This is a genomic window from Mesorhizobium sp. P2_F7, assembly GCF_056403695.1.
In genome coordinates this window covers 231,954-251,732 of the sequence record NZ_JBFUFA010000003.1, presented here as the reverse complement: position 1 = coordinate 251,732, position 19,779 = coordinate 231,954, and the positions used below count along the sequence as shown (strand labels likewise).

General features: G+C 64.0%; 15 protein-coding genes. 5 read left to right on the top strand and 10 right to left on the bottom strand.

The window, feature by feature from the left end; genetic code table 11:
- Positions 1 to 6 precede the first annotated feature (6 nt).
- Positions 7 to 918, top strand: coding sequence for a LysR family transcriptional regulator (locus AC1DZ8_RS10970; RefSeq protein ID WP_477400875.1), 912 nt, complete (start codon positions 7 to 9; stop codon positions 916 to 918).
- On the opposite strand, the gene AC1DZ8_RS10965 is transcribed toward AC1DZ8_RS10970, so the two are convergent.
- From AC1DZ8_RS10965 to AC1DZ8_RS10930, 8 genes are all read right to left on the bottom strand, one after another.
- Entirely contained in the window at positions 919 to 3,237 is a 2,319-nt protein-coding gene (locus AC1DZ8_RS10965; protein ID WP_477303527.1) for a Tex family protein, read from the bottom strand.
- A gap of 122 nt (positions 3,238 to 3,359) precedes the next feature.
- Positions 3,360 to 4,541 carry a serine hydrolase domain-containing protein gene (locus AC1DZ8_RS10960; RefSeq protein WP_477303529.1) on the bottom strand — a complete coding sequence of 394 codons (1,182 nt, stop codon included), beginning with the start codon at positions 4,539 to 4,541 and terminating at the stop codon, positions 3,360 to 3,362.
- A gap of 33 nt (positions 4,542 to 4,574) precedes the next feature.
- Positions 4,575 to 5,771 carry a serine hydrolase domain-containing protein gene (locus tag AC1DZ8_RS10955; protein WP_477303531.1) on the bottom strand — a complete coding sequence of 399 codons (1,197 nt, stop codon included), beginning with the start codon at positions 5,769 to 5,771 and terminating at the stop codon, positions 4,575 to 4,577.
- 62 nt (positions 5,772 to 5,833) lie between these two features.
- Entirely contained in the window at positions 5,834 to 6,868 is a 1,035-nt protein-coding gene (locus tag AC1DZ8_RS10950; protein WP_477303533.1) for an ABC transporter substrate-binding protein, read from the bottom strand.
- Positions 6,869 to 6,890: 22 nt separating this feature from the next.
- Positions 6,891 to 7,691 carry an ABC transporter permease gene (locus AC1DZ8_RS10945; protein ID WP_477303535.1) on the bottom strand — a complete coding sequence of 267 codons (801 nt, stop codon included), beginning with the start codon at positions 7,689 to 7,691 and terminating at the stop codon, positions 6,891 to 6,893.
- Positions 7,684 to 8,604, bottom strand: a complete 921-nt coding sequence (locus AC1DZ8_RS10940; RefSeq protein ID WP_112559356.1) for an ABC transporter permease — start codon at positions 8,602 to 8,604, stop codon at positions 7,684 to 7,686. The genes AC1DZ8_RS10945 and AC1DZ8_RS10940 overlap by 8 nt, the downstream gene beginning before the upstream one ends.
- A 2-nt stretch (positions 8,605 to 8,606) precedes the next feature.
- Positions 8,607 to 9,707: an ABC transporter ATP-binding protein gene (locus AC1DZ8_RS10935; RefSeq protein ID WP_477303891.1), complete on the bottom strand. Its 1,101-nt coding sequence runs from the start codon at positions 9,705 to 9,707 to the stop codon at positions 8,607 to 8,609.
- Positions 9,708 to 9,863: 156 nt separating this feature from the next.
- Positions 9,864 to 11,537: an amidohydrolase gene (locus AC1DZ8_RS10930; protein WP_477303537.1), complete on the bottom strand. Its 1,674-nt coding sequence runs from the start codon at positions 11,535 to 11,537 to the stop codon at positions 9,864 to 9,866.
- 251 nt (positions 11,538 to 11,788) lie between these two features.
- On the opposite strand from AC1DZ8_RS10930, the gene AC1DZ8_RS10925 reads away from it, so the two are divergent.
- Positions 11,789 to 12,442: a TetR/AcrR family transcriptional regulator gene (locus tag AC1DZ8_RS10925; RefSeq protein WP_477303539.1), complete on the top strand. Its 654-nt coding sequence runs from the start codon at positions 11,789 to 11,791 to the stop codon at positions 12,440 to 12,442.
- 23 nt (positions 12,443 to 12,465) lie between these two features.
- Positions 12,466 to 13,497, top strand: coding sequence for a histone deacetylase family protein (locus tag AC1DZ8_RS10920; protein WP_477303541.1), 1,032 nt, complete (start codon positions 12,466 to 12,468; stop codon positions 13,495 to 13,497).
- 37 nt (positions 13,498 to 13,534) lie between these two features.
- Here the strand turns inward: AC1DZ8_RS10920 and AC1DZ8_RS10915 are convergent, their stop codons facing one another.
- On the bottom strand, positions 13,535 to 14,728 hold the full coding sequence (locus AC1DZ8_RS10915; RefSeq protein WP_477303543.1) for a TMEM43 family protein: 1,194 nt from the start codon (positions 14,726 to 14,728) through the stop codon (positions 13,535 to 13,537).
- 62 nt (positions 14,729 to 14,790) lie between these two features.
- Complete coding sequence (locus tag AC1DZ8_RS10910) at positions 14,791 to 17,697, bottom strand: M16 family metallopeptidase (protein ID WP_477303545.1); 2,907 nt, start codon at positions 17,695 to 17,697, stop codon at positions 14,791 to 14,793.
- 513 nt (positions 17,698 to 18,210) lie between these two features.
- Here AC1DZ8_RS10910 and AC1DZ8_RS10905 point away from each other — a divergent pair.
- Positions 18,211 to 18,921, top strand: a complete 711-nt coding sequence (locus AC1DZ8_RS10905) for a helix-turn-helix transcriptional regulator (RefSeq protein ID WP_477303547.1) — start codon at positions 18,211 to 18,213, stop codon at positions 18,919 to 18,921.
- Positions 18,918 to 19,688 carry a helix-turn-helix transcriptional regulator gene (locus AC1DZ8_RS10900; RefSeq protein WP_477303549.1) on the top strand — a complete coding sequence of 257 codons (771 nt, stop codon included), beginning with the start codon at positions 18,918 to 18,920 and terminating at the stop codon, positions 19,686 to 19,688. The genes AC1DZ8_RS10905 and AC1DZ8_RS10900 overlap by 4 nt, the downstream gene beginning before the upstream one ends.
- Positions 19,689 to 19,779: the final 91 nt, after the last annotated feature.

The following is a 19,779-nucleotide window of genomic DNA, read 5'->3' as shown; positions in this document are numbered from 1 at the left end:
TGGATCATGAACGTCCAGCGCCGCCTTTTGCCGAGCACCAGCGCCCTTGCCGCCTTCGAGGCGGTCGCCCGCCTCGGCTCCTTCACTGCCGCCGCACAGGAACTCGACCTGACCCAGGGCGCCGTCAGCCGGCAAATAGCACTTCTGGAGGACCAGTTCGGTCGCCGGCTGTTCGAGCGCGACAGCCGCAATGTCCGGCTGTCGGCTGCAGGCGAAACCTATGCCGAGGCGGTGCGCTCGGCACTTGGCCAGTTGCGCGACGCAGCGCTCGGATTGATGAGCAATCGGCATAGTGGCATGCTGAACCTTGCCATATTGCCGACCTTCGGCACACGCTGGCTGATGCCGCTGATCCCGGATTTCGTCGAAAACAACCCTGACATCACCATCAACTTCGTCACCCGCATCGGTCGTTTCGATTTCGCCCGCGAGCGGCTCGACGCCGCCATCCATCACGGACTGCCGGACTGGCCGGACGCGGACTCCACTTTGCTGATGCGTGAAACCGTATTGCCTGTGGTCTCGCCCGACTTCCTGGCCAGCCGCCTTATCGCTACGGCAGCCGATATCAGCCGCCTGCCGCTGCTGCACATGGCGACGCGCCCTGGCGCCTGGAGCGAATGGTTCGAAGAGCAGGGTCTCAGCGCGCCGAGCGGGCCTGGCATGCAGTTCGAGCAGTTCGGCACCGTCGCCCAGGCCTGCATGGCCGGACTTGGCGTCGCCCTCCTCCCGCAGGTTCTCATATCGGGCGAATTGCAGCGCGGTCAGCTCGTGCCCACTCCCGGCCAGCCGATGCAAAGCCGCAGCGCTTACTATCTCGTCGTGCCGCACGACAAGCGCGGCCACCCGCCGGTCGCCAGCTTCCGCGACTGGCTGCTGGGGCAGGTCGAGAAGGAGCCGGCTGTTCTGGCGTGGTAGCTACTTCCGCTTCAGCGCATCGGCCAGCGCCGCGCCGAACGCACCCTGCGACGGCCGCTCCGGCTGGCGCTGTGGTGTCGGCCCACGTGGCGCCGGCTTGCCGCCGCCACTGTCGCGCGGCCCTTTCGAGGCGCCGCCCTCGCCGCCATCCTTGCGCATGGAGAGCGCGATGCGCTTGCGCTTAATGTCGACATCGACGACGCGCACCTTCACGACATCACCGGCCTTCACCACCTCATGCGCGTCCTTGATGAAGCGGTCGGCGAGTTGCGAGACATGCACCAGCCCGTCCTGGTGCACGCCGATATCGACGAAGGCGCCGAAAGCCGCGACATTGGTGACGGTGCCTTCGAGCAGCATGCCGGGCTTCAGATCCTTGATGTCGTCGACACCGTCGGCAAAGGTCGCGGTCTTGAAGCCGGGGCGTGGGTCACGGCCCGGCTTTTCCAGCTCGGCGATAATGTCGCGCACCGTCGGCAGGCCGAAACGCTCGTCGACGAAGACGCGCGGGTCGAGCGCTTTCAGCGCAGCACTGTCGCCCATCAGCGCGCGCACATCGCGGCCGCAGGCGGCGACGATCTTCTTGGCCACGCCATAGGCTTCCGGATGCACCGACGAAGCATCGAGGGGCTCGCTGCCATTGGCAATGCGCAGGAAGCCGGCGGATTGTTCGAACGCGCGCGGTCCGAGCCGCGCCACCTTCAGCAATTCCTTGCGACTGGCGAACGGCCCGGTCGCATCGCGATGCGCAACGATGGCATCCGCGAGCGATGCGCCAAGGCCGGACACGCGGGCCAGCAGCGGTGCCGAAGCGGTGTTGAGGTCGACGCCGACGGCGTTGACCGCGTCTTCGACCACCGCTTCCAGCGAGCGGCCGAGCCGGTACTGGTCGACATCGTGCTGGTACTGGCCGACACCGATCGACTTCGGCTCGATCTTGACCAGTTCGGCCAGCGGATCCTGCAGCCGCCTTGCGATCGACACCGCACCGCGCAGCGACACGTCGAGGCCGGGGAATTCCGCCGCCGCCGTGGCCGAGGCCGAATAGACCGAAGCGCCGGCTTCGCTGACGATCACCTTGAGCGGCTTTGGGCCTGCACCGGCCGGCATATCCGACAGCATGTCGGCAACCAGCTTTTCCGTCTCGCGACTGCCGGTGCCGTTGCCGATCGAGATCAGCTCGACCTTGTGCTGGCGGATGAGGGCGGCGAGTTCGACTTGCGTGCCGCGCGCATCGTTTCTTGGCGGGAACGGATAGACCGTCGTCGTCGTCAGCACCTTGCCGGTGCCGTCGACCACCGCCACCTTGACGCCGGTGCGGATGCCGGGGTCGAGCCCCATGGTCGGCCGCGAGCCGGCAGGGGCAGCCAACAGGAGGTCTTTCAGGTTTCGGGCGAAGACATGGATCGCCTCTTCCTCCGCCCGCTCGCGCAGGTCGCGCATCAGATCGAGCGTAAGGTGCAGCGACAGTTTTATCCGCCAGGTCCAGCCGGCGACTTCCATCAGCCAGCGGTCGCCCGGCAGACTGGAGCCGATGGCATAGGCATTGGCGATCATCCGCTCGACCGGCTTCACTGACGAGGCGTCGTCGGCATCGACCTCTATGTCGAGCGACAGCACCTCTTCGTTGCGGCCGCGCAGCATGGCCAGCGCACGATGGCTCGGCACATTGGCCCAGCGCTCGACATGGTCGAAATAGTCGGAGAATTTGGCGCCGGCCTCCTGCTTGCCGTCGACGACACGGGCACGCATGAAAGCGCGTTCCTTCATGTAGCTGCGCAGCTTGCCGACCAGATCGGCATTTTCGGCGAATTGCTCCGACAGAATGTCGCGCGCGCCTTCCAGCGCCGCCTTGGCGTCGGCGACCTCTTCGGTCACATAGGCCAGCGCCGCCTCGGCCGGCACCAGCGAGCGATTGGTCAGGATGGCCTCGGCCAGCGGCCCGAGCCCACGCTCCCTAGCAATCTCCGCCTTGGTGCGGCGCTTGGGCTTGTAGGGCAGATAGATGTCTTCCAGCTCGGCCTTGGTGGTGGCGGCAACGATCTTGGCCTCAAGCTCCTCGGTCAGCTTGCCCTGCTCGCGGATCGAACCGAGAATTGTGTCGCGGCGCGCATCGAGCTCGCGCAGATAGGCCAGCCGCTCGGCAAGGTCGCGCAATTGCGTGTCGTCGAGCCCGCCAGTGACCTCCTTGCGGTAGCGCGCCACGAACGGCACGGTCGCCCCCTCGTCGAGCAGCCCGATGGCTGCCGCCGCCTGTTCCGGCCGCGCGCCGATCTCGGCCGCGATGATTGCTGCGATGCGCGTGCTGTCCGATGCCATGCTGGTCCTTGTCGCAAAAGAGCGGCGACCATAGGCGCAGACATCGGCGCCGCCAACTGCCGCGTCTTCACCAGCGCGCGAGATCCACAGGAAAGCACCGAAGTTCGGATGTCCGGGATGGGCTAAACCAGCCCGCTCAGCGCCTCGAAGAAGGCAACGATCTCGCGTTCAAGCGCAGGCTCCTCCGGCACTGGCTGCGACCCCATCTTTGCAATCACCACTTCCGTCTTCGGATTGACATAGAGCCATTGGCCATGGATGCCGATGCCGCAGAAGGCGCCGTTTTCGTGTCCCGTCTGGTACCATTTATTGCGATACCGGCCCTTCGGGAACAGATGCACCATGGTGCCGCGCTGCCAGGCTTCCGCATTGCCGCCGGTAACGACCGTATCGTGCACCCAGGCTTCCGGCACGATGCGCCGGCCATTGGCCGTTCCGCCCTGCCGCATCATCTCGCCGATGCGCGCGAGATCGCGCGGCGTCACCGAAATGCCGCCGGCGGTGCGCGCCGTGCCCTCCATGTCGACGCCGATCGAGGCTTCGCTGACGGCGCCGAGCGGCAGCCACAGTTTCTCGCGCATCAGGTCGGGGAAGCGCCGGCCCGAAGCGCGCTCCAGCAGGATGCCGAGCAGGTCGGAGTTGGGCGAACGGTAGCGAAAGGTCTCGCCATGCGGCTCGGCAAGCCGCTGCAGGGTCAGGATGAATTCACGCAGGCTTTCCGTGCCGCCGCCCGGATTCCACAGCGTGGCTCGGCGGTAGCGGGCAAAGGCGCTTTCGGGATCGAGATAGGCCTCCTCGAAATCGAGGCTGACGCTCATGTCGAGCACATGCCGGCAGCTCGCATCGGCATAGGCCGAGCCGGCGGCCTCTGGAATGTACTGCGCCACCGGCGCTTCCGGATCGAACACGCCCTCGGCTTCCAGTAGGCCGGCGATGATTGCGGTGACCGACTTGCTGATCGAGAAGATGATGTGACGGGCGCCGAACTCCATATTGGGCGCGAACCAGTCACCGACGATCTTGCCGCCCTTCATCACCGTCAGCGCGTCGCTGCTCGAGCGGACGAGAAATTCGGCCACCGTTTCCGGCGCGCCGGCGACAGAGACCTTTTCGCCAAGCAGCCCGCTCACGTCCCGCGCCGGCGCCTCGACGCTTCCCGGCGTCGCCGCCACGGGAGCGGTCGGCACCAGTTCGCCAAGATTCTGGAACGACCACTGGTTGAACGGGCTTTCGCGCCAGTTGGAAAGCAGCACCTCGTTGCGGGCAAAGCCGTAGCGGATCTCGAACGCGGTCTTGCCGGTCATGAACGTTTCCTCAAAGGGATGGTTTGTGTAATTTCAGCCAAGCGCCTTGGCGATGGCATGCACGGCCTTCAGCGTCGCCACCGAATAGGCGACATTGCTGAAATCCGGATAGGTCGAGAGCTTGACCACGACCATGTTCGTTTCCCAGTCGATATGGATCATCTGCCCGAACACGCCCCGGCACATCAGTGCGCGCGAGCGCGGGTTCTCGATCCAGAACTGGTTGCGGTAGCTGCCCTCCGGCAGGCTCGGATTGAAAGCCGGCCCATGCCTGCCGTTGCGCGTCGCCTCGATCCAGTCGGCCGGCACGATGCCTCGGCCCTTGTCGAGGATCAACTGGCCGAAGCGGGCGTAATCGCGCAGCGTCGCGTTGAAGCCGCCATCGGCCAGGGCATAGCCGGCGCTGTCGACCGTGAAGCAGGCGCTTTCGTCGGCGCCGATCTTTTGCCAGAGCTCCTCCGAGACCAGCTGCGCCAGCCGCTTGCCGGTCACCCGCTCCATGATGAAGGCCAGCACGTCAGTCTCGATCGAACGGTACTCGAACGCAGCGCCATGCGGACGCACTCTGTTTGTCAGCCGCAGGATCAGTTCGAACAGATGCGACGGCCATTGGAAATCCGGATCGCTGTCCGGCGGCACCGGCTTCCAGCCGGTGGCGACATCGACCTGGCCGATATCGGAATAGGGATCGGTGTATTCCTCGGAAAAGCGCACGCCGGTGGTCATGTCGAGCACATGCTGCACGCTGGCGCCGGCCCAGCCGGTCTCGCCGAGTTCCGGCAGATAAGTGGTCACCGGTTTGGCCGTATCGATCAGCCCGCGCCCGACCAGAATGCCGAACACCGTGCCGGTCACCGACTTCGCCATCGACTGCGACAGGTGCAGCGTGCGCTCGTCCATGCCGTTGAAATAGCGCTCGTAGGCAACCTTGCCGTCCTTGAGCACCAGGAAGCCGTCCGCATAGGTCTCGTCGAGCAGACCGGCGAGTGTGGTCGGACGGCCCTCGCTGTCCTCGACCGCCAGCGCGTCGAGATCGGTCTCGGCTCGCTCGAAACGATGGCGATGGCCTGTGCCGCGCCAAACCTCGATGGTCGGCAGGAATTCGCGGATGTGCTGGAAGGCCCAGCGGTTCCATGGCGGCCGGTCCCAATCGAGTTTCGGCAATACCATCTGCGGCGGCGAACCCTGCATGATCGGCGGCCGCGGATCGCTGTTGCGATAGGAGTCCATGAAAGCCATTCCGGAAAAGAAGAGACCCGGCGGGAAAGATCGCCGGGTCTCTCAAGAAGCGGTTACTTCTGCAGTTCGGTCCAGATCTTGGTGTAGATGTCCTGGATCTCAGGCGCGCACATCTTCTGGAATTCGCCCTGTGCCTTCGCAGCCTCCGGAATGACAACCTCCGGTGCGTCCTTCATGTCGGCCGGCATGTACTTGTCCGAGCCGGTGATGGCGTTGGCGTAGCGGTGGAAGGCCGAGAGGCCCGCCGCGTTTTCCGGATCCATGATGAAGTTCTGGAACAGCTTGGCGTTCTCGACGTTCTTGGCCTCCTTGAGAACGACGACGTTGTCGCTCCACAGGCCGTAGCCTTCCTTCGGATAGTTGTAGTGGATGGCCGGATTGGCCAGCCGCTGGCGCAGTGCCGAACCATTCCAGTCGCTGGTCGCCTTGAAGTCGCCGGCGCCCATCTTCTCGATGGTATTGTATTCCATGGCGATCCAGTTCGGCTTGGCCGCGACAAGCGTATCGCGCACCTTCTTCAGCACTGCCTTGTCGTCGGTGCACTGCTGGCCGCCGACATATTTGATCGCGGCGAAGATGACGTCATTCATCTCGGGAACGACATTGGTCTTGCCCTTGAGCTCGTCCGGTGTGTTGAAGATGATGCCCCACGAGTCGGCCGGTCCCTTGTAGACATCGGTGTTGACGACGACACCGACGGTGCCCAGCGCCCACGGAACCGAATATTTGCGGCCGGGGTCGAAATCGGGATTGGCCCATTCGGGCGCCACGTTCTTGAAGTTCTCCATCTTGCCCGGGTCGGTCTCGAGCACGAGGCCTTCCTTGATCCAGATCGGCACATAGGTCTGCGACGGCACGGCAATGTCGAAGCCGGTGCCGCCCTGGCGCACCTTGGCGAGCGCCGTGTCGTTGGAATCGTAGTCGGTGATGGTGACCTTGATGTTGTATTTGGCTTCGAACTTCTTGATCACGTCGGGGCTGGTGTAGTTGCCCCAATTGTAGATGTTCAGTTCGCCATCGGCGCGGGCCAGGCCCGTCGTTGCGAGCAGCGCCAACCCCATGGCGGCTGTCGTTGTTTTCCAGTTCATGGTTTTAACTCCCATTGTAGGTTCAGTCTCGTTTCCTGCTGACAAAGAAAAACAACGTGACGATCGCGACCGAAAGCAGCAGGAAGGCGGTCGATATCGCGTTGATCTCAGGCGTGATGCCGCGGCGGATCTGGCCGAGCATGTAGGTGGGCAGCGTGTCCTGCCCGCCGGATTTGACGAACTCGGTGATGACGACGTCATCGAGCGAGATGACGAAGGCCAGCATCAGTCCGGCCAGGATGCCTGGCCACAAAAGCGGCAGCGTGATGCGCCGAAAAGTCTTCCACGGCGTCGCATAGAGATCGGCCGCGGCGCGCTCCAGAGTCAGGTCCATGTTCTCCAGCCGCGCCCGGATCGGCAGGTAGGCGAACGGAATGCAGAACGCCGTATGCGCGGCGATGAGATAGCCGAGGCCGGAATAGCCGGTGAAAATCTTGATGCGCGAGAAGAAGATCAGCAGCGCCACGCCTGTGACGATCTCGGGCACCATCAGCGGCTGGTTGATTGCCGCATATTTGAAGGTGAGGCCGGGATAGGACGCCGTGCGGGTGGTGGCAAGCGCCGCCATGGTGGCAAAGATGGTCGACAGCACTGCAGCGATGGCGCCGATCTGGAACGAGCGCAGCGTCGCGTCGATAACCTGCACATTCTGCCACGCCGACTGGAACCAGCGCATCGAAAAGCCGCCCCATTCGGACGTCGAGTTCGCGGCATTGAAGGCGTAGGCGACCAGCACGATGATGGGCAGATAGAGCACGATGAAACAGGTCGCGGCGATCGCCGTGAAGCCGGTCTGGTGCTTGATCGAAAAGTTGCTAGCCATGTCGCACCCCCGACTTGCCGGCGTTGCGGACATAGGCAAGCAGCGCCACCATGACGATGATCATCACCGTGATCGACAGCGCCGAGCCGAGCGGCCAGTTGCGGCCCTGCCCGAACTGCAATTCGATCAGGTTGGACAGCATCATGTTCTTGCCGCCGCCAAGCACGCTCGGCGTCACATAGGCGCCAAGCGCCGGAATGAAGACCAGAATGGAGCCGGCGATGACGCCGGGTTTGACCAGCGGAAAGATGATCTTGCGCAGCACCTTGAAGCGCGTCGCGTAGAGATCATAGCCCGCCTCGACCAGGCGGAAATCAAGCTTCTCCATGCTGGCATAGATCGGCAGCACCATCAGCGGCAGGTAGACATAGGCCATGCCGATCAGGATCGCCGTGTCGGTGTAGAGGATCTGCACCGGCGCCGAGACGATGCCGAGCTTGATAAGGATGGTGTTGATGATGCCTTCGTTGCGGATGATCTGCAGCACGGCGAAGGTGCGGATCAGAAGGTTTGTCCAGAACGGAATGGTGATCAGGAACAGCCAGAGATCCCTGGTCTTTTCGCTGCGCGTCGCCATGAAATAGGCGGTGGGAAACCCCAGCGCCAACGTGGCGATGGTCGTCACCACCGCAAGCTTGATCGAGCGCCAGAAAATGGTGACATGCGCCGCCGCAAGCGAAAGCGTATCGTCGAAAATGTCGCGTTCCATGAATACCGACAGCCAGGCATCGGGCGAAAACTGCCACTTCACGTCGCCATAGGGGCCGGGCGTCAGGAACGAGTAGATCAGCACGATCAGCAAGGGGCCGGTCGCGGCGAGGAAAATCACTAGCAATGCTGGCGCTGACAGCAGCCAGCGGTCGCGCACATCGCGCCGCTCCGCTGCCTTGGCGACTTCTTCCGCGGTCGCCATGATCAGTCCTTCAGCACTTGCGCGGCGTCGTTGCCGATCATGATGCCGACCTGACCGCCCTGAACGATGCCGTCCCCGGCGCCGCGGCTGTTCTGGCGCCGCACGATGAACGGTTCGCCACCGGCAAGGCGCAGATGGAAGTGCGTGTCGGTGCCGAGATAGACGATGTTCTCGACGGTGCCGGACAGCGAAGCGCTCGGGCTGGCCGCACCCAGCTGCGCATGCTCGGGACGAACGACAATGGTGACCTTGCCGCTGGGGCTGAAACCGTCCGGCAACGAGGCCGGGATTTCCGTGCCAGACGAAAGCTTTACCGTCGCGCGGCCACTGGTCACGCCGACCACATCCGCCTTGAGGAAGTTCGACTCGCCGATGAAGTCGGCGACGAAGCGCTCGGCCGGCCGGTCGTAGATGTCGCGCGGCGAACCGACCTGCAGGATCTTGCCCGACGACATCACCGCGATGCGGTCCGACATGGTCAGCGCTTCTTCCTGGTCATGGGTGACGAAGATGAAGGTGATGCCGGTCTCGTGCTGCAGCCGCTTCAACTCGATCTGCATTTCCTTGCGCAGCTTGTAGTCGAGCGCAGACAGCGGTTCGTCGAGCAACAGGACCTTGGGCTGCGGCGCCAGTGCCCGAGCGAGCGCCACGCGCTGCTGCTGGCCGCCGGAGATCTGGCTGGTGCGGCGACCCGCCAGCGCCTCCATCTTCACCAGCTTCAGCATCTCGGCGACGCGCGCCGTGATCTCGGCCTTCGGCTTGCCCAGCATTTCCAGGCCGAAGCCGATATTGTCGGCGACCGTCATGTGCGGGAACAGCGCGTAGGACTGGAAGACGGTGTTGACCGGCCGCTTGAATGGCGGCAGCGGCGCAATGTCCTGGCCATAAAGCAGGATTTCGCCGGCGGTTGGAAAGTCGAAGCCGGCAATCAACCGCAGCAACGTGGTCTTGCCGCAACCGGACGGGCCCAGCAGGGTGAAGAACTCGTTCTCGCGGATGGATACCGAGACCGTGTCGAGGGCCGCGACCTGCCCTTCCCCTGATCCGAAAATTTTACTGACGTTTACGACTTCAATTGCATTCCGATCCGGTTTTTCCGGCACGATACGCCTCACTGTTGACCCCGCTCTTGTCGGCGGAGTTTTTCCCCTGTTCGATGTGATCACACGGCCGGTAGGTTGGCAAGTCCGGCATTGAATCACAGTTCAGTCAGTCAATTCGTCTTGCAAGCCGCAAGCTTTGCAAGCCGCATGCCATTGTCAGGCCTGGTAGGTGACCTTGCCGCCGCAGACCGTCGTCACCGGCCGCACCTTGTGCAATTCAGCCGGCGCCGTCTTCTCGATATCGGCGGACAAAACCACCAGATCTGCCATATAGCCGGGTTTCAGCACGCCTTTGCGCTGCTCGGCGAATTCGGCATAGGCGCCCTCGACCGTGTAGGCGGCGAGCCCTTCCTGCAGCGAGAAACTCTGGTCGGGATCGCCTTCTGCCCATGGTTTGCGCAGCAATGCCGCCTGGATGCTCAGGATCGGGTCGATCGCCGCCACCGGCCAGTCCGAGGCGAAGACGACATGGGCGCCGGCTTCCTTCAAGGTGCGCCAGGCATAGCTCAGCGGCCAGCGATCCCGCCCGATGCGCGATACGGTCGGCTCCAGCGGAAAATCCATGGCGCCGGGCGGATGCGACGGCTGCATCGACGCGATGACACCGAGTTCGGCGAAACGCGGCACATCTGCGGCGGTTGTGACCTCGATATGCTCGACCCTGTGCCGGCTGTCGCGCTTGCCATTGGCCTTTTGCGCCGCCTGGTAGCCGTCGAGCACCGCGCGCACGGCGCCATCGCCGATCGAGTGCACGGCGATCTGCAGGCCACGCTTGTCGATGGCGGTGGCGAGATCGATGAATTGCTGCGGCGTGAACAGCGGCTCGCCGACCCAGTCGGGACGGTCCGCATAGGGCTCGACCATGACCGCGGTCCAGGAGTCGAGCACGCCGTCATAGAACACCTTGACCATGCCCGATGACAGCCATTCGCTATCGTAGCGCTCAGCCATGACAGAGGCCTTCTCCAGGATGTGGAGGGTCATGAAATTCTTGTAGTGGAACGGGATCTTGACGCGGCAGGGCAAGCCTTCTTCGGCCTCGATCTCGGAGAGCAATTCGAGCTGGTAGAGATTGCCGTCCATGTTCTGGATCGAGGTGATGCCGTGGCGGGCGCACCAGGCAAGGCCTCGCCGCATGATGGCGCGGTCGGCGGCCCGCTCGGCAGCCGATGGCATCGGGTTGGGCTCGCCGCCGGTCGACAGCCCCAGCCGCACCCGGCTTTCGCCGGCAAGGTCGAGCACCGGACCGAAGGCTTCGCCCTCGCGCAATTCACCGGCAGCCAGGCCGTCTTCGCCCATGACGATCTCGTTGCCTGGACCGAGCGTGCGCCCCCGCAGAATGCCCGCCATCTCCAGCGCTTTGGTGTTGGCCCACATGGTGTGATGGTCGGGCGCCGCCATGCAGAAGGGACGGTCCGGCAGGATGGCGTCGAGATGATGGCGCGTCACCCGCTCGTCGCCGAGCACGGTGTAGTCGACCCCCTGCCCGACCAGCATTTTCGCCTCGGGCCGTGTCGTTGCATAGTCGCGGATCGCCTGCTGCAGCGCCTCGAAGCCGTGGATACCACCAAGCTGGAGGTGCGCGAGCTCGGCCCCTCCGGAGAACAGATGCATGTGGGCTTCGATGAAACCGGGCAGGACCGAACCGCCTTTGGCGTCGATAACCCTGGTAGCCGATCCCTTGAGTTCTTCGATGGAAGCGCGGCTGCCGATGGCGATGATGGCGCCGTCCTTGACGGCAATGGCCTCGGCGGCGGGATTGTCATCGTCCATGGTCCGCACGCGACCATTGATGACGATCAGATCAGCACCCGCACCCGTGACAGACATCGCGACTCCGCGCTTTTGACGACTGACTGAGACCGACAACCCTCTTGTCCGACAAGCTTCCACTCCGCTGGAGCGGCGCTATCGAACGAAAACTGATGCCAGTGCGCTGTTTTGAAATTCCCCTTGTGATCTCCGAAAACAGCGTGGATAAAAGAATGCGACTAATTATTCGCGTTTGTCAACGTGCCGAATTTCGAATGTATTGTGGACAACATCCGGCGCTTGGGACGGGCGAACGAGGGCATCGGGACGTGAAGCGCAATCTCAGCCGCGAAACCAGGATGGCGCTCGAACCGCGCAAGCAGCCGCGGCAGGAGCGGTCGAGCAAGGTGGTCGACCGGATCCTCGACGCGGCGCTGACCTTGGCGCGCGAGCAAGGAACCAAGACGCCGACGACGCTCGCCATTGCGCAGCGCGCGGGCCTGTCGGTCGGGTCGGTCTACCAGTACTTTCCCAACAAGGAAGCCATTCTCCTCGACCTCGCCCGGCGCTGGCTGTCATCCTTTCCCGAGGTGATCGCCAGGCGCATCGAGGTCGCTCCGCCCACCAACCGCGACGAGTTTCGCGAGGAAGTGCGCAAGCTCTTCATCGATACCTCCAAGATATATCTCGAGAACGCTACCCTGATGCCGGTGATCGAGGCCATCTCCGGCAACGCCGACCTCAGGCCGATCCAGGACGAATATGACGAGCAGATCATCGCGCTCTACGCCGCATGGCTGCAGCATGTGAACCCGGCGCTTGAAGACAAGATCGCCAGCCGGCTCGGCGTGCTGATGATGGATGTCGGCCACGCCTGCCGGCTCGTGGGGCTGAAACGGGACCGCAAGACATACGACCTCATCGAGGACGATGTGGAAAGAATGTGGCTCGCGCTGGTGACCCCCTATCTCAACCTTGACTGATTACGCACTTCGAGAGGAATTTCATGAAGACTGTCTATTCGCCGCTTCACGCCGGCCATGCCGGCCAGATGGAATTGGTCACATCAGCCATCGTGCCGGGTTTCGAAAAACCGTCGCGGGCCGAGTTCATCAAGGCGCGGGTCGAGAGCGAGAAGCTTGGACCGATCATCGGACCGGTCGAGCATGATCTCACCGCCGCCAAGCGCATCCACAAAGCCGATTACATCGACTTCCTGCCGACGGTATGGCCGCGATGGACCGCCGAAGGCCACAAGGGCACGGCCATGCCTTTCACCTGGCCGACACGTGGCCTGCGCGGCGACGTGCCGCCCCAGCGCGTCGATGCCCTACTCGGCTACTATTCCTTCGACGCCGGCGCCACCTTCGTCGAAGGCACCTGGACCGCGATCAAATCCTCCTACGATGTGGCGCTGACGGCGGCCGCCCTGGTCAAGGGCGGCGAACGGTCGGCCTTCGCGCTCTGCCGGCCGCCCGGCCATCACGCCGGCGCCGGCTTCATGGGCGGTTACTGCTTCATCAACAACGCCGCCGTCGCCGCCCAATGGTTCCGCGACCAGGGCGCCAAACGCGTTTCGATCCTCGATGTCGACTATCACCACGGCAACGGCACGCAGGAAATCTTCTACGACCGCGCCGACGTCCAGGTTCTCAATCTGCACGGCGATCCGATGGTCGAGTATCCCTTTTTCCTGGGCCATGCTGATGAACGCGGCGCCGGCGCCGGCGAAGGCTTCAACATCAATTATCCCATGCCCTTCGGCACCGACTGGGAGAGCTGGAACGCCTCGCTCGAAGACGCCTGTGCCAAGCTCGCCGCCTACGCGCCTGATATCGTCATCGTCTCGCTCGGCGTCGACACCTTCGAGAAGGACCCGATCAGCCAGTTCAAACTGAAAAGCCCCGACTATCCGAAGATCGGCCGCCGCATCGCCAAGCTCGGCCTGCCGACGCTGTTCGTCATGGAAGGCGGTTACGCCGTCGAGGAAATCGGCATCAACGCCGTGGGCGTGCTGACCGGCTTCGAGGACAAGTAGAAGTGGGGGGCCGCCACAGCCGCCCCCGGAACTCCACCTAGACAGCTGCGCCGGTGGTCGGCGCGGCCGCTGGAACGACTGGCTTTCGCGACCGGCCGATCCTATAGACGATCACCGCCGCGATCAGGCCGGCGGCCAGGATCCCTACCGCCAGCAGCGGCCGGTACCAGAACCAGGCGATGGCGATCGTCGTCGTGCCGACCATGATCGCCAGGACGAAGGCGATGATGCCGGTTCCCATCCGCGCCATGCTGCCGAGGAAGGGTATGACGTCGAGGATCACCCCGATCGGGCTGAGGAACAGCGCAAAGCCGATGGTCAGCAAAAGCAGGCCGGCGCCGCGTAGCAGCCAGGTGATCAGCGTGTTGGCGCTTACAGCGTCGGCGAACATCTTTTCGGCCGGCACGTTGCCGGTATCCACCATCAGCAACGCATCGCCCGCTTGCGTCTGGTATGGCTCGAACCGGCTGCCTGCCTGGCGCGCGACGATGCTGACCACGCCAAGCGGCGCCAGTTCGTAGCCGATGCGGTAGTCGCCCAGAGCAGGTGTTGTGTTGTCATTGCCGAGATAGATCCTGCCATCGACGATGCTGAGCGGCTTCGTCCCGGTATAGGCGGCCTTTATCGCCGCCGACTGATCGGCCGACAGCGAATAGTCCTTGTCGCCCTCGATGCGATCCAGCACCGGCGTATCCAGATCGAAGGCGACAAGCTTGCCCTGCGGGATCTGGAAAGTGCGGCTGTGGATCGCCATCGACGGATTCTGATGGCCGTCCGGCTTCTTGAAATCGGACGAGTCGATCTGGCTGTCGTCCCACACTTTCGAATAACTGTAGGTCGTCACCGTCTCTTCACCGCCGCCGAGCTTTTTCGTCGTCTCCGACTTGGACTCTTCCTTCCACTGATACATCTCGACGCTGCGCGACAGCCGCAATCCTTGCGCCGCGATGCCAAAATCCGGATCGGCGAGACCGCTGTCCGCTGTCACCGGTCCGCTGACATGGACCAGCTTGCCGTCATTGGCGGCATCGACGCTGTCGGCGCCGACCGAAACCACCGCGCCCGACCCTTCGGCCAGCGAGCGCGCCGTCTGCACGGCGCGGCCCTCGTTCCAGAACAGCCCGATCACCATCAGCACGATCAGGATGAGGCCGAAGATGACCCCGCCGACCGCACGCTTGATTCGCCCGAACCACGAGACGGATGTGACTTCTTGAAATGAATCGCTCATCGTTTCCCCCGAAACAAAGTACCCAAAATTTCAACGCGACCGGCGGCCGCGCGCCGAACTGACTAGTCTGCGTGGATCTGCGCGCCGCAATCCCGGTCGCCTGCGCAAGAGTGCACCGCCCGCGTCGTGCCGCCATCGCCGACCCGCCACGGTGAAGCCGACAGCGGCGCCTGCCGCTTGTTGCCGAGAAGATCGAGTGCCCGCATCGCGGTCTGCTCCGCCGTCTCTTCCCGTTTGACGACCAGCACATCCTTGAGGCCGATCGCGGCAAGCTGCGGCATCACCACATCCGGGTCGCCCGCCACCACGATCAGCGACGGATCCAGCGACGACAAGGCCAATGCCTGTTTCTGCACGGCGTCGAGCGTAAGTTTAGTGCGCGCGGCCATGCGGCCTTGCTGGTCCTCCAGCGTCGAGCCGCTGCCGACCGCAGCAATCAGCGAAGAGAACAGGCCGGCCGAGGTCTCGGCCGATCCGGCCAGCGCCCGGCGATAGACGGTCACCGTGCGGTCGACCTCGTCCTGCGCCACCGGCAAGGTGGTCAGGCCGGCAAAGCCTTTGAGGATTTCGGTGATCGCAGGACCGGTGTTGGCGCGCTCGACGGTGGTTGCCACCACCAGCCCCGAGCCGGCCTTCATCGGGCTCATCAGATAGCTCGACACGCCATAGGAATAACCCTTCTCCTCGCGGATCACCGAATTCAGCCGGCTGGAGAAATCGGCGCCGAGCAGGTTGGAGACCGCAGTCGACTCGGCACGCTCGCTTTCATCGGTGCCGGGCGCCGGCCGCGCCACGAACAGCGCCGACTGGCTTGCGCCGGGTTCGGGCACCAGCAGCACCTTCTGGCCGCCATTGAAATGCGCCGCCGGCGCTTGCTCGACAGCATAGCCGGCGGCGTCGCTTGTCCAGGCGCCGAATGCTTTCTCAAGGCCGGCGGCGACGGTCGCAACCGGCATCGGGCCGACGCTGTAGAAGGTCACCGCCTTCGGCGTGAACTCCGCCTTGAACGCGTCTCTCGCCTCATCGAGCGAGATCGAGGCCAGCGCCTTTGCCGACCAGTCGACCGCCGCCTTGCCAGGCACCGGTGGAATGAGCGCTGCCTTCGCCACGCGGCCGGCAACGCCGGGCAGATCGGCCTCGCGGCCATTCAGCCAGTCGACCGTCTGCGCCATCAGCACCGTCCATTCTGCCTTGTCGAAACGCGGCTTCAGCACCGCGTCGGCAAGCAGGCCGAGACCCTGGTCGAGCTTTTCCGGCGGCACGCCCAGCGTCATCGTCGTGGTCAGTGCGCCGGCCTGGTAGCCGACGCCGGCGCCGATGTCGCTGGCGGCCTTGGCGAAGTCAGCCGAGCCGCGATCCCCGGCTCCGCGCGTCGCCATGCTTGCGGCAAGCTCCAGCAGCCCCTCCTTGCCTTCCGGCACGCTGTTCCAGCCGCCCTGGGCAATGGCCGCGACATAGACCATCGGCGCTTCCGGCATTGTGTAGTGGACGAGCTTGATGCCGTTGGACAGCGTCGCCGTTTCTTTTGCGGGCAAGGTCGCCGAAGGCGCCTCGCCGGCTGCATGCTTTGGAATATCGATCGCTGCCCGCTCCGGTGCGGTGAACGGTTGCGGCGTGCCGGACGAGCCGATCAGAGCGTCGGGATAGCCCCCGCGCGGACCGGGCTTCAGCACCAGCACGCTGGCATCTTCCGGTTTCAACAGCCGCTTCATCGTCGCTTCGATATCGGCGATGCTGACATTCTTGACCCTGGGATCGTCGACCAACGCACTCTGCGCATCGCCGAGCACGTCGGCATTGTAGGAGACGGTGCCGGCCCGATCCTTCAGCCCTTCATTGCCGAGCCGCGCCGCCTGCAACAGGCCGGTGCGCGCGCGCTCGACATCGGCCGGATCGAGCGGCGTCTTGAGGAAATCGGCGAACGCCGTTTTCATCGCGCTCTCCAGCGCTTCCGGCTTGACGCCTTCGGCAGCACCCGCCTCGAAGGTAAAGCGGCCGCCGAGCAGGCCGACGGTCCAGTTCGCATTGGCATAGGTGGCGATGCCCAGTTGCGAAACCAGGCGGTTGCGCAGGAACCCATATTCGCCATTGCCGAGCAGTTCGGCGGCAATGCTGAGCGCGCCATTGTCGGGCGACTGCGCCACCGGGCCACTGAAGCCGACCACGACGATCGCGCTTGGCACACGATCCTCCAGCACCAGCTTCAGCCGGGCCTGCGTCGGTTCCGGCACAGCCGGCCGCGCCACATCGGCGCCGCGCGGCACCTTGCCAAACGTATCGGCAATCAGCGCCTTGGTGTCGTCGATTTTGAGATCGCCGACCAGCACCAGCACCGCATTGTTGGGCAGATAATAGCTGTTGAAGAAACCTCTGACATCGTCGAGCGTCGCCGCATCGAGATCGGCAACCGAGCCGATGACCATGCGGCTGTAGGGATGCGGTTTTGGGAACAGTCCGGACCAGAAGGCTTCCCAGCCGGAGGCGCCGGCCTTGTCGAGCACGTTCTGCCGCATCTCGTTCTTGACCACCGAGCGCTGTAGGTCGAGCTTGGCCTGCGTCACCGAACGGCCAAGATTGGCCATGCGGTCGGCTTCCAGCGACAGGATCATCGGCAGCGACGACGACAGCCCGTCGACGTAATAAACCGTGCCGTCCTCGGTGGTCCAGGCATTGATCTCGTTACCGAGTGCAGCGTGCGCGCCGAACACGTTCGGCCAGGCCGGGGTGCCGGAAAACATCAGATGTTCGAACAGATGCGCAAAGCCCGAGCGGCCCGCCGGTTCATTCATCGATCCGACGCGATAGCGCAGGTTCATCACCACCTTCGGCGCGCGATGGTCCGGCACCAGCACCACCTGCAGCCCGTTGTCGAGCGCATAGGTGACGATCGGCTCGGCCTTGGCGGGCGCTGCCGCGCCGGCAAAAACCGCAAGCACCACCACTGTGAACGCCAGGAAAACCTGCTTCATCACTACCCCCGATGCTGATGGCCGCGAAGCAAGCGCGCCCAAATCCGCCTTTTACGACCGAAGGGATGCCCACCCCTGCCGGTCGCCGAGAACCTATCGGAATCGATCGGCCCTCGATACGGCAGTGTCGCAACACCCTCTGTCTTTTTCGTGTCAGCGTTTCGGGTCGTTCGAGGCAGGAAAAGCCCACGAAAGCCGGCTCTGAGTCGCCTGAGTCCAAAAAAAACGATTTTGTCAAATCGCGTTTGATGTCGGATTCATCTGCGGGTAGATTAGACCCGAATCAGCCGGTCCTGGGGGGCGCGGCGACCACCCAAAGTCTCAAGTTCCGGCCTCTGACCGGCACCAGACGCGGACGGCTTCGCGTTCCCTGATGGATTCGGCGATCGGCGCGACCGCCGCGCCCGTGTGAGTGCTTCGTAAACGTAATGCGTCTTCAAGTTCGGCCGCTGGCGACCCCAGCATCCGGGCTCAAGAAAAGATTCCGGCCATGACATACAACCAAAGCATCCAATGAGCAGCTCCGCCGCGCTTCTCCAATCCGACACTTTAGGCTCGCGCCTCGCGTCCCGCGGCGATCTCACCTCCTTTTTCATGCAGCTTGCCGCCGAGATCGGCGCCGACAGCTATATGCTCGTCGCCATCGTCCATGACCAGGACCGCAACGACGCCCGCATCGTCTCCTCCAACTGGATTTTCGACGCCATCGAACTCATCGGCAAGCGGCTGATCGCCGGCCTCGCCCAGGGGCCGCTGACCGTAGCGCCCGGCATTCGTCCGAAGCCGCTTGTTGCCTCTGTCGCACCCGACACCGACGGTCTGGTCACCGGCGAGGAGGCCCGCCTGCTCGACGCGCTTGGCCATGCCGAAGTCTATTCGCTGCGGCTCAATGTCGGACGCCAGCGGCTGTTCGCCTTGTTCTCAGCGGCGGAGGCCGGCAAGATCGACCAGCCGGCGCTGATGAAGGCGCAGCTGAAGTGCTGCTATGCGCTGTCCGCCATTCCGCAATTGGTCGCCGCCGCCGCCATGCAGGACCCGCTGTCCGACCGCGAGCGCGAGTGCCTGTTCTGGGTGTCGGAAGGCAAGACCACCGATGAGGTCGCGGTCATCCTCGGGGTCTCGTCCAACACCGTCAACAGCTACATCACCCACGCCATCCAGAAATTCGCGGCCTCAAACCGCGCGATGGCCATCGCCACGGCGATCAGGAGCGGCATCATTTGAAACACGCTGACATCAAGGCGGCTGCCGAAGCCCTTTTCAACGAGCAGCGCAATCCGTTCGGCGCCTTCTCCATCGGCTCCGAGACGCACCACGCCGTCACCATCCCGGACGCGGTGCGCCGCTGCCGCTGGATCGCCGTCGACATCAACGCCTCGGCCTTCGGCCTCTACTTCGTCAGCCCGTCGCCGGAACGCGCGCGCCTGGTGCCGAGCTTCGATTCCGACTATCCCGCCACCGCGGTGACAACCAAGTTCATCGCCGGCGCCAATGGCGAGGAGATGGTGCGCCACAGCGGCGCCTCGACAGCGCCGCGTTGGTGGGCCGATGACGGCATCGCCGGCTCGGACGCCGTCTTCCAGAACCTTGCCTGGGCGGAGCGCACGGCGCCGCTGGCGCCGGGCACCAACGGCATTGCCTTTCCCGTCCATGCCGATCGCGGCCATTGCGGGTTGGTGGTGTTCCTGGGCTCGACGATCGCTCTGCCGGAGGACACTCTCTACGAAATCCACGCCCGCTGTTTCTCGCTGTTCGCCGCTGTTGCCCGCATTCGTCCCAACGACGCCAGCCGGATGCGCTCGATCTCCAAGCGCGAACTGGAGTGCCTGAAGCTGACCGCCAACGGCAACACCAGCGAAGAGATCGCCAGGCTGCTGAAGCTGTCCGTCCACACCGCCAACCAGTATCTCACCCAGTCCACGCAGAAGCTCAACGCGGTCAACCGCAACCAGGCGGTGGCCAAGGCGCTGCGGCTGGGGCTGATCGAGTGATCCAAGGACCAAGGCTGTCGTCTCGGAACGAAGTGTCTGAATCAAAAATCGTCAGGCCGCTGGCGAAAATGGTGATTTCGAGAACCGGAGC